The organism is Kluyvera sp. NPDC087067 (assembly GCF_044745165.1).
Classification (GTDB): domain Bacteria; phylum Pseudomonadota; class Gammaproteobacteria; order Enterobacterales; family Enterobacteriaceae; genus Kluyvera.
Genome location: NZ_JBIUZS010000001.1, coordinates 1,022,365 through 1,036,108, shown reverse-complemented (window position 1 = coordinate 1,036,108; position 13,744 = coordinate 1,022,365). Strand labels below are relative to the sequence as shown.

The following is a 13,744-nucleotide window of genomic DNA, read 5'->3' as shown; positions in this document are numbered from 1 at the left end:
AAAAGAGGATGCTATGCAAACCACCATTCTGAACACGCCGGTCACGACCATTGACGGTGAAAATACCACCCTGGAAGAATATCAGGGCAAGGTGCTGCTGATTGTTAATGTCGCGTCTAAATGCGGGCTTACGCCACAGTACGAACAGCTGGAAGCGTTACAGGAATCTTTACAGGACCAAGGATTCACCGTTCTTGGATTCCCTTGTAACCAGTTTCTGGGGCAAGAGCCGGGCAGTGCTGATGAAATCAAAACGTTTTGCAGCATGACCTATGGTGTGACGTTCCCGCTGTTTAGCAAAATTGAGGTGAATGGTGAAAACAGCCATCCTCTCTATGCGCAATTAAAGCGCATTGCACCGAAAGCTCTCGCACCGGAAGGGAGTGGATTCTATGAGCGGATGGCGAGCAAAGGGCGCGCACCTGCGCATCCCGGCGATATTCTGTGGAACTTTGAGAAATTCTTAATTGGCCGTCATGGTGAGGTGATCAATCGATTTTCACCGGATATGACGCCAGACGATCCGCAGCTGGTCGCGGCGATTAAACAGGCTCTCGCTCAGTCATGATGCCGTTGATGCAGCTTCGGGATCTGAGTGAAAACACTCGGCTTCAGGGAATAAGCGCTGATGTTGGTCACGGCGAGATAATCCATCTGGTTGGCCCCAACGGCGCCGGAAAAAGTACGTTATTGGCAAGAATGGCAGGGCTCAGTCAGGGGAAGGGCATTGTGACATTAAACGACCAGCCGTTAGCGTCGTGGTCGTCATCTGCACTTGCTCGTCATCGGGCCTATCTTTCCCAACACCAATCGCCGCCTTTTGCCATGCCGGTCTGGCAGTTCCTGATGCTGCATCAACAAACTCCTCATTCTTCAGCCCTGGCGGTGCATGTGACGCATGCGCTGGGTTTGGACAACAAGCTGGGGCGCAATGTTAGTCAGCTATCGGGGGGAGAATGGCAACGCGTGCGGCTGGCCGCGGTGATTTTGCAGATTCATCCTGAGGATAATCCGCAGGGGCAGCTGTTGTTGCTTGATGAACCCATGAATAGCCTTGACGTTGCTCAGCAGGCCGCGTTGGATAAACTGCTTGGCGAGCTTAGCACGGCCGGCGTGACAATAGTGATGAGCAGTCATGATCTCAACTATACTTTGCGCCACGCGGGCCAGGTCTGGTTATTATGTGGCGGCAAACTGATTGCCAGCGGTAGCACCGAGGCTGTGCTGCAACCGGAACATTTAGCCACCGCGTATAATATGACTTTCCAGAAGTTAGAAATAGCCGGTCATCAAATGCTCATTTACGATGAAAGGTGATAAAAATAATCCATATTCGGTCTTGCTGAGGGTGCATGGCTTGCCAGCCAATTGCTTATCGATATAATTTGTTAGCAGATTAAAAAACAGAGGATGCGCGGGATATGCGTTTCTGGGCTATTTTTCTTTTAGCATTCATTTTGGCTGGCTGTAGCAGCCATCGTCCGCCACCGCCGAATCCTCGGCTTGCGGATTCAATTACCGTGATCGCCAATTTAAACGACCAGCTGCACCATTGGCATGGTACGCCTTATCGCTATGGCGGAATGAGCCGTCGGGGTGTAGATTGCTCAGCGTTTGTTCTGATGACATTCCGCGATAAGTTCGAAATGCAGTTACCCAGAGAAACGCGCCAGCAGGCTAAACTTGGCACGGAAATAGATAAAGAAGATCTGCTGCCCGGCGATTTGGTGTTCTTCAAAACCGGCTCCGGTGAAAGTGGTCTGCACGTTGGAATCTATGACACCGATAATAAATTTATCCACGCCTCCACAAGCCAGGGCGTCACTCGCTCATCGTTGAACAATGTATACTGGCGAAAAAATTTCTGGCAGGCCCGGAGAATTTAAAAAAATAGGGTAAGGGAGGCGCAATGCCTCCTTTTTTATCGTATTGATAAAAATTAAATAAAACCATAATCGGAATACGCATTTAGTCGGGCGAGATCATGGAACTTAAGGTTGATTGTGCTAATCCATTAGTTTCGATTACAATCATTACGATCCAGTGACGGACCAATGAATTAAAAAGGAACCGATGAACGGAATAAGCATGGCACCCATTACCGTAGGTTTTCGCTTTGTGACGTCAGGAACCCGGACATGACTTTTAGTGAAGGGCAGTCGCAATGATTATATCGCTGGATAATACATATTGTTCTCAGTTGTTTTTTCTCCCCGCCAGAAATAGTGAGGAGCAACTGGTTGGTTTGAAAGTGGTCAGTCATTTCAGCGACCTTAATAATCACGTGCGCATCCCAACCAGTTTGGTGTTGCCGCGTTTAACACCACAAGAAGAAATAACGTTATTTCAGGAAAAACTCGCTCTCCTGATGACCTATCAGTTTTTTTTCTTACAGCATGGGCTTAAAGCGTGGATCGCCATTCCTCCTGGCGTTGTTGATGCCTTACTCACCCAGGATGACCTTGCGGCGGAAGCCCTACGTTTTCCTTTCCTTGAATTAGCCGTTAGCGAAAGTTTCCCTGGGCTTGATGAGATAAATGAACAGCATCCACTAGCCCAATTATCTCAACGTTTCCCGCTGGTACTCAGTGATTTTGGTTCCGGGGAAGCCTCGACAAAAGCCGTATTCGCTGGGCTTTTTAGCCGCGTGGTGCTGGATAGAAATTTTGTCCAACGCCAGCTCAAGTCAGCCTCTTTTGAGCCGTTTATGCGGGCGATTGTGAGCCAGATCCAGCCTTGTTGTCAGGCAATTATGATCTCTGGTGTGGATGATGAATCCACCCGGCAGCGCGTAGAACCGTTTGGCTTTAGTGGCATGTTAGGGAGTTTGTGGCCGGTCGTGTCCGAATCATCGCTAATAACATTAGTGCAACAATAACCCTGCACTTACCCGGGTGTTTAACCTACAGTAACCCAATACACTACGGACAGGAGGAACCATGAACCTGTCATTTAACACCCGCTGGCGCGATGAGTTGCCAGAGTTTTACACGGCACTTCGGCCGACGCCTTTACACAATGCCCGTCTTGTCTGGCATAACGAGCCGCTAGCGCAGGAATTAGCTATTCCCGAAGCGCTCTTTACTCCTGAGCATGGCGCAGGCGTCTGGGGCGGTGAAGCCCTGCTTCCGGGCATGTCACCCCTGGCACAGGTTTACAGCGGCCATCAGTTTGGCAATTGGGCCGGAAAGCTTGGCGATGGGCGTGGAATTTTACTCGGCGAGCAGCAATTACCCAATGGTAAGAGCGTCGACTGGCACCTGAAAGGGGCCGGACTCACGCCGTATTCGCGGATGGGAGATGGCCGCGCGGTTCTGCGTTCAACATTGCGAGAAAGCCTGGCATCAGAGGCGATGCATTATCTGGGGATCCCCGGCACCCGTGCGCTGTCAATCGTTGCTAGCGATACGCCAATTCAGCGCGAAACCGTCGAGACGGGGGCGATGCTGATGCGTATTGCCGAAAGCCATATCCGCTTTGGTCATTTCGAACATTTTTATTACCGTCGAGATATCGACAATGTGCGTAAGCTGGCGGATTACACTATCCGTCACCACTGGCCGCATCTAGTCGACGACGCTAACCGGTATGTGCTGTGGTTTCAGGATGTCGTCACCCGAACGGCACAGATGATAGCCCGCTGGCAAACGGTCGGTTTCGCTCATGGCGTGATGAATACGGACAATATGTCGATTCTTGGCCTGACGATGGATTATGGTCCGTTCGGGTTCCTTGACGATTATAAACCGCAGTATATCTGCAACCATTCTGACTATCAGGGGCGCTACCGGTTTGATAATCAACCGGCGGTAGGTTTGTGGAACTTACAGTGTCTGGCACAGACGCTGTCGCCGCTGATGACCACCGATGCGCTCAATGCCGCGCTGGATAGCTATCAGTCAATTCTCTTCCGTGAATATGGTCAGCGGATGCGTAAAAAGCTGGGCTTGTTTAGTGATGAGACTGGCGATAATGACCTGCTTAACGGTCTTTATGCGCTGATGGAGCGTGAGAAGAGCGATTACACTCTGACGTTTCGCTTATTAAGCCAGACCGAGCAAAAAAGTTCGGCGTCGCCGCTGCGCGATGAGTTTATCGACCGCGCGGCGTTTGATGACTGGTTTACGCAATATCGCACACGCTTACAGCATGAACAGGTTGAGGACTCGGCGCGTCAACAGGCGATGAAGCTCGCGAATCCGGCGGTGGTATTGCGTAACTGGCTGGCACAACGGGCAATCGAGCAAGCAGAAAAGGGTGATTATCACGAGTTACACCGTCTGCATGAAGCGCTTCGCGACCCCTGGTCTGAACGTCATGATGATTACGCTCGCCGTCCACCGGACTGGGGTAAACATCTGGAAGTGAGCTGCTCGAGCTAATGTCTTCGTGATTGCGTCGCCGACTGGCGGCGCAATTACTTCGTTAAAATGAGTTTGCCAGCCTGGGTTTGACGCAGCAGGTATTGCTGTTCCCCGTGTTCAATAATCACTCGACCTTCCTGACCCAGCAGCGTCTGGCTGTCAATCCGCCGATCGCTTGGGAGGGGGCGAGGGGTATTATCCTTGGGATGTTCCAGTTCTGCGCAGGTATCCATTAGCGTCTTTCATAATGAAAATCAATTTAACAATGATAACCATTATCAGTAATGCGCTGATTAACCGCAAGTATTTTTTATATTTTGTGGGGGCGAAAATCGCCCGCCTTGAAAGGCGGGCGGGGAGATTACAGGCGGGTTGCGACGGCGGCGGCGAGTTTTTCCAACAGGATCTCGGTGTCTTCCCAGCTCAGGCAAGGGTCAGTAATGGACTGGCCGTAGGTGAGCGGTTGACCGGCGACGATTTTCTGCGTGCCCTCGCGCAGGAAGCTTTCCGCCATGATGCCGGCAATGGCGGAAGAACCGTTGCGGATCTGCTGGCAGATATCGTCACACACTTCCAGCTGACGGCGATGCTGTTTCTGACAGTTACCGTGGCTGAAATCGACAACCAAATGTTCAGGTAAGTCGAACTCATGCAGCGTATCGCAAGCGACGGCAATATCATCCGCATGATAGTTCGGTTTTTTACCGCCACGCATAATGATGTGACCATACGGGTTGCCGCTGGTCTGGTAGATGGTCATCTGACCGCTCTTATCCGGCGACAGGAACATGTGGCTGGCGCGGGCGGCACGAATCGCATCAACCGCAATGCGCGTATTCCCATCCGTTCCGTTTTTAAAACCGACCGGGCAGGAGAGCGCGGAGGCCATTTCGCGGTGGATTTGGCTTTCGGTGGTACGTGCACCAATGGCGCCCCAGCTAATGAGATCGGCGATAAACTGACCGGTCACCATATCGAGAAACTCGGTAGCGGTAGGAACACCCAATGTATTGACTTGCAGTAATAATTTACGCGCCTGCTCAATACCGTGATTCACCCGATAGCTGCCGTTAAGATCGGGGTCAGAAATTAATCCTTTCCAGCCGACCACGGTGCGTGGTTTTTCAAAGTAGGTGCGCATAACGATTTCCAGCTCGCCCTGGTGTTTTTCGCGCAGCACCTGTAAACGGCGGGCGTAGTCCATGGCGGCATCAAGATCGTGAATCGAGCAGGGGCCTACAATCGCCAGCAATCGGCGATCTTCACCGTTGAGAATTTTCTCGATACGGTGGCGGGAAGCGGTAACATGCGCCGCAACGTCCGGTGATACCGGGTGACGTTCGGCAAGTTCAGCAGGCGTAATCAGGCTCTCAATTCTGGCCGTACGCAATTCATCGGTCTTATTCATGGGGGTCTCAGAAATTTGTTGCTTCGCCAGTCAATATGCTGGGAAGTGATGCACATCACGATAAACCAATCTCCGCTGATTTCAAGCACGGAGCGTAATGTGCGCTCAATCACACTGCTATGATAAACAAATTCGCTGTATCGTACTAGTGTATTAGTACATTCTGCGGCTTAATCCCATGATGTCCATGATTTTAGTAGCAATTTCCTCAACGGAATAATTGGTGCTGTTGATCCACGGGATCTGATTCCTCCGGTATAACGCTTCAACCTCGGCAACTTCCATACGACACTGCCGCAGGGAGGCATAACGGCTATTCTCACGCCTTTCCTCGCGGATGGCGGCCAGACGTTCCGGGTTAATGGTCAAGCCAAACAGCTTGTGTTGCAGCGGTTTTAACGAGGCCGGCAAGATCAGGTTATCCATATCGTCGGCAATAAACGGGTAGTTGGCGGCACGAATGCCAAACTGCATGGCGAGATAGAGGCTAGTAGGGGTTTTTCCACAGCGTGAAACCCCCAGTAAAATGACCTGCGCCTGATCGAGATTGCGCAGTGAGATGCCATCATCATGCGCCAGGGTGTAATCGATAGCGGCGATTCGCGCATCATATTTGGTGAGATTGCCGGGGGTTAAGCCGTGAGTTCGATGTGCAATCGGGGTCGGATCGAGTTTGAGTTCTTCTTGTAACGGAGCAACCAGCGCTTGCACGATATCCTGACAAAATCCTTCACATTGCAAAATAATGTCGCGAATTTCGGGAATAACAATGGAGTAGAAAACCAGTGGACGCACGCCGGTTTGCTGATAAATAGCATCGATCTGTTCCTTCACCGCCTTCGCCCGGCTTTCACTTTCAATAAACGGTAGCGTAATGCTGTTTATCGCCACCGGAAACTGAGACATCACCGCATGGCCAAGCACTTCTGCTGTAATCGCGGTGCCATCGGAAATATAAAACACCTGACGATCGACTGCGTTTTCCATAATCTATTTCCCCGTTAATTGCCTGAAAGCGTAAATTAAATTTAAACACAACCCCGCAGCCTTTGTCTTAAAAATAAAAATGAAACGCTATTTTTATTTTTAATGAACTACCCATTTCATTTTTCGAAGACCGGAAATAGACCGTATGTAATTGTGCCTTTTTAGCCTAATCAGTAGTTTATGAATAAGAGGGGATCAATCCTAAAAAGTAAAAAAATAATTTGCTTACTCGATTCACCGTTTTTTTCAGCCGTTTAAATATGCGAGGATATTTTAAGTAGTCAGTCGTTACTTATCACTGCTTCTTTAATCAAAAAAGGATTGTCTCGATGTCCAACAATGGCTCGTCACCGCTGGTGCTTTGGTATAACCAACTCGGCATGAATGATGTAGACAGAGTTGGAGGCAAAAATGCCTCCTTGGGTGAAATGATTACGAATCTCTCCGGCATGGGCGTTAGCGTCCCTAACGGATTTGCCACTACCGCCGATGCGTTTAATCAGTTCCTCGACCAGAGCGGCGTGAACCAGCAGATTTATCAACTGTTGGATGACACCGATATTGACGATGTTACCGCCCTGGCGAAAGCCGGCGCGCAGATTCGTCAGTGGATTATCGACACTCCTTTCCAGAGCGAACTGGAACAGGCTATTCACGAAGCGTATGACCAGTTGGCTGCAGATAACGCCAATGCATCTTTTGCCGTGCGTTCATCCGCAACCGCAGAAGATATGCCGGACGCGTCTTTCGCCGGGCAGCAGGAGACCTTCCTCAACGTCCACGGCTTTGACGCCGTACTGGTGGCGGTGAAGCACGTGTTTGCCTCACTGTTCAACGATCGCGCTATCTCCTATCGTGTTCACCAGGGTTACGACCATCGTGGCGTCGCGCTTTCCGCAGGCGTACAGCTGATGGTGCGCTCAGATCTGGCCTCCTCAGGCGTACTGTTCTCCATTGATACCGAATCCGGTTTCGACCAGGTGGTGTTTATCACCTCTGCCTGGGGTCTGGGTGAGATGGTGGTGCAAGGCGCGGTGAACCCTGATGAGTTCTACGTGCACAAACCGACGCTGGCAGCCGGTCGTCCGTCTATCGTGCGCCGCACGATGGGATCGAAAAAGATCCGTATGGTCTACGCGCCGACGCAGGAGCATGGGAAGCAGGTTCGTATCGAAGACGTGCCGCAAGCACAGCGCGATATCTTCTCGTTGACCGACGATGAAGTGCAGGAGCTGGCCAAACAGGCCGTGCAGATTGAAAAACACTACGGTCGCCCGATGGACATCGAGTGGGCAAAAGACGGCCACACGGGCAAACTGTATATCGTTCAGGCGCGCCCGGAAACCGTGCGTTCCCGTGGGCAGGTCATGGAGCGTTACACGCTGCATTCCCAGGGACGAATTGTTTCTGAAGGCCGCGCCATCGGCCACCGCATCGGTGCCGGTAGCGTGAAGGTGATTCACGATATCAGTGAAATGAATCGTATTGAGCCGGGTGACGTTCTGGTCACCGATATGACCGACCCGGACTGGGAACCGATCATGAAAAAAGCGGCGGCGATTGTCACCAACCGTGGCGGTCGTACCTGCCATGCGGCGATTATCGCGCGTGAGCTGGGCATCCCGGCCGTCGTGGGCTGTGGTGATGCCACCGAACGCATGAAAGATAACGAAAAAGTCACCGTTTCCTGTGCCGAAGGCGACACCGGCTACGTCTACGCCGACCTGCTGGACTTCAGCGTCAACAGCTCTACCGTGGATACCATGCCGGATCTGCCGCTGAAAATCATGATGAACGTCGGTAACCCTGACCGTGCATTTGACTTCGCCTGCCTGCCAAACGAAGGCGTTGGTCTGGCGCGTCTTGAATTCATCATCAACCGTATGATCGGCGTTCACCCGCGGGCGTTGCTGGAATTTGATGACCAGGAACCGAAGCTGCAAAACGAAATCCGCGAAATGATGAAAGGTTTTGACTCGCCAAAAGAGTTTTACGTTGGCCGTCTGACCGAAGGGATCGCAACGTTGGGTGCTGCATTCTATCCGAAACGCGTGATTGTCCGTCTGTCTGACTTTAAATCTAACGAGTACGCCAACCTGGTGGGCGGTACGCGCTACGAGCCGGAAGAAGAGAACCCAATGCTGGGCTTCCGCGGTGCGGGGCGTTACGTTGCCGACAGCTTCCGCGATTGCTTTGCGCTGGAGTGCGATGCGGTAAAACGTGTTCGCAACGACATGGGGCTGACCAACGTTGAGATTATGGTGCCGTTTGTCCGCACCGTTGAGCAGGCGAAAGCGGTAGTGGATGAATTGGCGCGTCAGGGACTTAAGCGCGGCGAGAACGGGCTGAAGATCATCATGATGTGTGAAATTCCGTCCAATGCCTTGTTGGCAGAACAGTTCCTTGAACATTTCGACGGTTTCTCTATCGGTTCGAACGACATGACGCAGCTGGCGCTGGGCCTTGACCGTGACTCCGGTGTCGTTTCGGCACTGTTTGACGAGCGTAACGAGGCGGTGAAAGCGCTGCTGTCGATGGCGATTCGCGCGGCAAAGAAACAGGGGAAATACGTGGGGATTTGTGGTCAGGGTCCATCTGACCATGAAGATTTCGCGGCCTGGTTGATGGAAGAAGGGATCGACAGTCTGTCTCTGAACCCGGATACCGTGGTGCAAACCTGGCTTAGCCTGGCTGAACTGAATAAATAATTTGTTCTCTTGTTAAAATCCCGGGCGCGTGTCCGGGATTTTTTTTGCCCATCTTGTGTTGCGGTCGATCACACTTCCGCAAAGAAACCAAAAATCATAAATCTGCTAGCAATTTCTACAATTGTTCCCCGCCCGTCACTTTTGAATACTGATTCGCAATTGCCACTACCCGTCTTCATAAACGAATGATTTCGGGGAGCTAACAGCGACTCAGGAGAATGGCTATGACCCCGATTTATAAAGATCCCCAACGCCCGATTCACGAACGCGTAAGCGACTTATTGGCGCGGATGACGCCGGAAGAGAAATATGCCCAGATGCACGCCTGGTGGCTGGTGTTATCGGAAGATGGTCAGCATCGCGAACGCACGGACATGAGCGATGAATTTGCCGGCGTTAGCGAGCAGGCTGCGCTGAGTGAGCGGCTGAAACTGGGCGTGGGGCAGATTACCCGCCCGCTGGGAACGCATATTGTTGAGGCAAAAACCGGCGTGCGAGCGGCTAACCGTCTGCAAAAAATGATGATGGAAGAGACGCGGCTGGGCATTCCGGCGCTGTTCCATGAGGAATGTCTGGTGGGGTTATTGTGCAAAGATGCGACGCTGCTTCCTTCGTCGCTGAACTACGGCTCCACCTGGGATCCTGAATTGGTGAAACGTGCGGCGCAGCAAATTGGTGAAGAGGCTCGTTCCACCGGCTGCAAGCAGGGGCTGGCTCCTGTACTGGATGTCTCTCGCGATGTGCGCTGGGGGCGTACCGAGGAGACGTTTGGCGAAGACCCGTGGCTGGTGGGGGTGATGGCTTGCGCGTATGTCGAAGGTTTGCAGGGGGAGAAGCGCGATGTGCTGGCGACTCTTAAACATTACGTCGGACATTCCTTCAGCGAAGGTGCGCGCAACCATGCTCCGGTACATCTGGGTTTCCGGGAGCTGAATGATACTTTTCTGCTGCCGTTTGAAATGGCGGTAAAACAGGCAAATGCGGGTTCGGTCATGCCCGCCTACCACGACATTGATAATCAACCCGGACACAGCGACAGCTTCTTATTGACCACGGTACTGCGTGAACGTTGGGGCTTTGATGGCATTGTGGTTGCAGACTACGGCGGCGTCAGCCTGTTGCATCAGCATCATGGCGTTGCCCAGGATGCGGCGCAATCAGCGGCGCTGGCCTTTAACGCGGGTCTGGATGTGGAATTGCCTAAGGATGACTGTGCTCGCCATCTTGCAGAAGCGGTTGAACGCGGCCTGATCACTACAGCGAAAATTGATGAAATTGTCGGACGCACGTTGACGGAGAAATTCCGCCTTGGGCTGTTTGAACATCCTTATACCGATGAAAATTCGATTTCCCTGCAATCCGATGCCACGCGTCAGGTTGCACGACAAGTGGCGACTCAATCGATAACGCTGCTGGAGAATCGCGGTGCGCTGCCGCTCACCGGTAAACCCCGCGTGGCGCTGGTGGGGCCAACGGCCGACGATCCGCTGGCACTGTTAAGCGGCTACAGTTTCCCGGTGCATCTGATCATCAGCGATATGTTGGAAAAGACCACCCAGGTGACGACACCGCTTGCGGCCTTGCGTCATTTTCTCGGCGATAGCCAGGTTCGCTATGCTAAAGGTTGTCATATTATCGAACAGCGTATGGCAGGCGCGCCGGTGTTCCCGGGAGACAGCTCCGGTAAACCGATGCAGTGTTCACCGGTCTCCTGCGATCTCAGCCTGATTCCAGACGCCGTTCGTGCCGCACAGGACAGCGACGTGGTTGTGGCCTGCGTGGGCGATCTTGCGGGTTTATTCCAGAGCGGCACCGTGGGGGAAGGCTCTGATACCGACAGCCTCAATCTGCCGGGCGTTCAGCAGCAGCTATTACAGGCGCTGGTGGAGACGGGGAAACCGGTGGTGGTCGTGATGACCGGCGGGCGTCCGTATAATTTACAAGGGCTTGAGTCTAAAGTCGCGGCGTTAATGCTGGCCTGGGCACCCGGTCAGGAAGGCGGTTGGGCGATTGCCGACGTATTAACCGGCCGTGCTGAACCTCAGGGCAGGCTGGTCGTCAGCGTACCGAAGAGTGCAGGGGCGATGCCGTTTTACTACAACCATAAGCTGAAAAGCGGCGGTACGCCGTTCGCTTTCCATTTCGGCGCGCTGTATCCGTTTGGCTACGGCATAGGTTGGGGCGATTTTCGCTTTGATGCACCGCAGCTTGCGCAGACTCAGGTGGCTATCGACGGGGAAATTGGCGTGAGCGTAACGGTAACTAATGTCGGTGAGCGTAGTGGCAGTGAAGTTGTGCAGGTCTATGTCCGCGATAACGTTGCCTCTATGGTGCGTCCGTTGCAGGAGCTAAAAGCCTTTAAACGCGTGACGTTGTCACCTGGCGAGCGGAAAACGCTAACCTTCACCCTGCCAGTCGATATGCTGAATTTCACCAGTTATGAGGGGCAGCGCATCGTTGAGCCTGGAGAGTTTGAACTCCAGATAGGCCGTTCATCGGCGGATATTTGCGGTCGTGTTACCGTACTGGTGAGTGGGGAAACTCGTACGTTGCCATCAGACTGGCGAATGATGAGTCACTGCGAAGTGAGTTAACGGGAGAAAACTTCCGGTGATGATCGCTCGTACCCGTTCCCAAAGAGGAGCGTGCGATAGACAAAAAAAAGCCCATCGTGGGAGATGGGCAAAGACTACACACAGCAATTCGGTGTTTCTCTCAGGGGATATATAAATCAAGGGGTTGATTTACTACCTTGTGACTAATAGTAGGCATGTGAGTTTTTTGCGTCGATCGGATTCATCCCAATAGTTAAATAAATGTGAATAATTTCCGAGGCATGACGTGATTTGAGAGCGGGATCGTGGGTGTGCCGTAAGGGAATGAACAGTTTTTCTTAACTAAAAGGCGGGGTAACCCGCCTTTCGTTATCTTACTGTTTCGGGTAGTTATTCTGCTCTAGCTCCGCGAGTTCTTCCAGAACCTGGTCCGGGTCGGTGGACGGCGGTGGAACCTCATGCAGCCAGGCATCAAACAGACGCCAGGAGACGGCCAGCAAAACCGGGCCGATAAACAGACCAATCATGCCGAATGCCACCAGTCCCCCGATAACGCCGGAGAGGATCAGGATCATCGGCAAGTCGGCGCCCATACGAATTAACATTGGTCGAATCACGTTATCCATCGTACCGACAACCACGCTCCACACCAACAGCACCGTGCCCCAGGTGGTGTCTCCCGTCCAGTAGAGCCAGATAATGCAGGGAACCAATACGATAAGCGGCCCCAACTGCACCAGACAGGAGAAGATCATCACCACGGTCAACAGCGTTGCATAAGGTACGCCTGAAATCCCCAGACCAATTCCGCCAAGCACGGCCTGCACAAGCGCCGTCACCACCACGCCCAGCGCCACGGCGCGAATCGCCTGGCCTGCTAATAGCACTGCGGCATCACCGCGTTTCGCTGCCAGACGGGTGGCGAAATAACGCATACCAAAAGCGACTTTCTCACCTTGCCAGTACAACAAGGCGCTAAAGAGCAGCATCAAGCCGCTGTGCAGCAGGAAACGCCCAACGTGTGCGGCCTGACCGACAAACCAGGTGGTGGTGGTGCCGAGGTAAGGACGAACTTTTGCCATTAATGCGCTGCCACCCATGTCGAGCAGGCTGTGCCAGCCGCTATACAGCTTCGCGCCAACAAACGGAATTCCGTTCAGCCAACCAAAATCGGGCAGCGTGAGTGTTCCACTGGTGATAGCGTGAATCAGCGGCGCGCTACCGTCCACCAGGCTATTGACCAGCAGGGCGATAGGAATGACGAACAGCAAAAAAAGCAGCAGCGTCATGACCAGCACGGCGAGAGAGCGGCGGCCAAAAAGAAGGCGCTGAAGTTTAATCAAAACCGGCCAGGTGGCAATAACGATTGTAGAGGCCCAGGCGAAGCCCAGAATAAACGGCTGAACAATCCATAAACAAGCGATGATCATCAGTGTAATAAACACCACTGATAGCAGTATTTGCGGAATATCCCGTGGCTTAAGAACCGTGTTCATAAATAAGCGTTACCTTCTGTTGCGCGCCAGAGCGTTGACGTCGCGAAAATCCGTTCATTGATAATAATATCAATAAATTCCCGCTGCTGATTCTGCGGCAAAATCTACCGGGCGCATAAGAAAAAAATGTGATAAAACGATAATGGCACGACGCAAACGATTAATCATTTATACACACTATCTTTGCCGTTTGTCGTATTCATACGAGTCGGGAAGATTTTGTGCG

The 13,744-nt window shown here is 52.5% G+C and carries 11 protein-coding genes and 1 other RNA gene; 7 read left to right on the top strand and 5 right to left on the bottom strand.

The window, feature by feature from the left end:
* The first annotated feature begins 13 nt into the window (after nt 1-13).
* The 5 genes from ACIPDS_RS04950 to selO all read left to right on the top strand — a co-directional run bounded on the left by ACIPDS_RS04950 (nt 14) and on the right by selO (nt 4,382).
* A complete protein-coding gene (locus tag ACIPDS_RS04950) occupies nt 14-568 on the top strand; it encodes a glutathione peroxidase (RefSeq protein ID WP_166513799.1) in 555 nt (184 codons plus the stop codon).
* The gene (gene btuD / locus ACIPDS_RS04945; protein WP_400733237.1) at nt 565-1,317 is read left to right on the top strand and encodes a vitamin B12 ABC transporter ATP-binding protein BtuD; all 753 of its coding nucleotides are present in this window, start codon (nt 565-567) and stop codon (nt 1,315-1,317) included. The genes ACIPDS_RS04950 and btuD overlap by 4 nt, the downstream gene beginning before the upstream one ends.
* A 104-nt stretch (nt 1,318-1,421) precedes the next feature.
* Nucleotides 1,422-1,886: an NlpC/P60 family protein gene (locus tag ACIPDS_RS04940; protein ID WP_166514465.1), complete on the top strand. Its 465-nt coding sequence runs from the start codon at nt 1,422-1,424 to the stop codon at nt 1,884-1,886.
* A 278-nt stretch (nt 1,887-2,164) separates the two neighbouring features.
* Entirely contained in the window at nt 2,165-2,878 is a 714-nt protein-coding gene (locus tag ACIPDS_RS04935) for an EAL domain-containing protein (RefSeq protein WP_400733234.1), read from the top strand.
* 61 nt (nt 2,879-2,939) lie between these two features.
* Entirely contained in the window at nt 2,940-4,382 is a 1,443-nt protein-coding gene (gene selO / locus ACIPDS_RS04930; protein ID WP_400733231.1) for a protein adenylyltransferase SelO, read from the top strand.
* 35 nt (nt 4,383-4,417) lie between these two features.
* Here the strand turns inward: selO and hemP are convergent, their stop codons facing one another.
* The 3 genes from hemP to ACIPDS_RS04915 all read right to left on the bottom strand — a co-directional run bounded on the left by hemP (nt 4,418) and on the right by ACIPDS_RS04915 (nt 6,759).
* A complete protein-coding gene (gene hemP, locus ACIPDS_RS04925; protein WP_400733229.1) occupies nt 4,418-4,597 on the bottom strand; it encodes a hemin uptake protein HemP in 180 nt (59 codons plus the stop codon).
* A 128-nt stretch (nt 4,598-4,725) separates the two neighbouring features.
* Entirely contained in the window at nt 4,726-5,772 is a 1,047-nt protein-coding gene (aroH, locus tag ACIPDS_RS04920; protein ID WP_400733226.1) for a 3-deoxy-7-phosphoheptulonate synthase AroH, read from the bottom strand.
* 153 nt (nt 5,773-5,925) lie between these two features.
* Nucleotides 5,926-6,759, bottom strand: coding sequence for a pyruvate, water dikinase regulatory protein (locus tag ACIPDS_RS04915; protein WP_166513805.1), 834 nt, complete (start codon nt 6,757-6,759; stop codon nt 5,926-5,928).
* Between the two features lie 329 nt (nt 6,760-7,088).
* Here ACIPDS_RS04915 and ppsA point away from each other — a divergent pair, with 329 nt between their 5' ends.
* Nucleotides 7,089-9,467, top strand: a complete 2,379-nt coding sequence (gene ppsA / locus ACIPDS_RS04910; protein WP_400733222.1) for a phosphoenolpyruvate synthase — start codon at nt 7,089-7,091, stop codon at nt 9,465-9,467.
* Nucleotides 9,468-9,691: 224 nt separating this feature from the next.
* Nucleotides 9,692-12,061: a glycoside hydrolase family 3 N-terminal domain-containing protein gene (locus ACIPDS_RS04905; protein WP_400733219.1), complete on the top strand. Its 2,370-nt coding sequence runs from the start codon at nt 9,692-9,694 to the stop codon at nt 12,059-12,061.
* A 60-nt stretch (nt 12,062-12,121) separates the two neighbouring features.
* On the opposite strand, the gene rprA is transcribed toward ACIPDS_RS04905, so the two are convergent.
* An RNA gene (rprA, locus tag ACIPDS_RS04900) (antisense sRNA RprA) lies at nt 12,122-12,221 on the bottom strand.
* 175 nt (nt 12,222-12,396) lie between these two features.
* Nucleotides 12,397-13,518, bottom strand: a complete 1,122-nt coding sequence (ydiK, locus tag ACIPDS_RS04895) for an AI-2E family transporter YdiK (RefSeq protein WP_400733217.1) — start codon at nt 13,516-13,518, stop codon at nt 12,397-12,399.
* Nucleotides 13,519-13,744: the final 226 nt, after the last annotated feature.

Excerpts from the sequence above, each read along its gene's own strand:
- selO (WP_400733231.1), top strand. The coding sequence starts at position 2,940 with ATGAACCTGTCATTTAACACCCGCTGGCGCGATGAGTTGCCAGAGTTT.
- ACIPDS_RS04905 (WP_400733219.1), top strand. The coding sequence starts at position 9,692 with ATGACCCCGATTTATAAAGATCCCCAACGCCCGATTCACGAACGCGTA.
- ppsA (WP_400733222.1), top strand. The coding sequence starts at position 7,089 with ATGTCCAACAATGGCTCGTCACCGCTGGTGCTTTGGTATAACCAACTC.
- ACIPDS_RS04950 (WP_166513799.1), top strand. The coding sequence starts at position 14 with ATGCAAACCACCATTCTGAACACGCCGGTCACGACCATTGACGGTGAA.
- btuD (WP_400733237.1), top strand. The coding sequence starts at position 565 with ATGATGCCGTTGATGCAGCTTCGGGATCTGAGTGAAAACACTCGGCTT.
- ACIPDS_RS04935 (WP_400733234.1), top strand. The coding sequence starts at position 2,165 with ATGATTATATCGCTGGATAATACATATTGTTCTCAGTTGTTTTTTCTC.
- ydiK (WP_400733217.1), bottom strand. The coding sequence starts at position 13,518 with ATGAACACGGTTCTTAAGCCACGGGATATTCCGCAAATACTGCTATCA.
- ACIPDS_RS04940 (WP_166514465.1), top strand. The coding sequence starts at position 1,422 with ATGCGTTTCTGGGCTATTTTTCTTTTAGCATTCATTTTGGCTGGCTGT.
- aroH (WP_400733226.1), bottom strand. The coding sequence starts at position 5,772 with ATGAATAAGACCGATGAATTGCGTACGGCCAGAATTGAGAGCCTGATT.
- hemP (WP_400733229.1), bottom strand. The coding sequence starts at position 4,597 with ATGGATACCTGCGCAGAACTGGAACATCCCAAGGATAATACCCCTCGC.
- ACIPDS_RS04915 (WP_166513805.1), bottom strand. The coding sequence starts at position 6,759 with ATGGAAAACGCAGTCGATCGTCAGGTGTTTTATATTTCCGATGGCACC.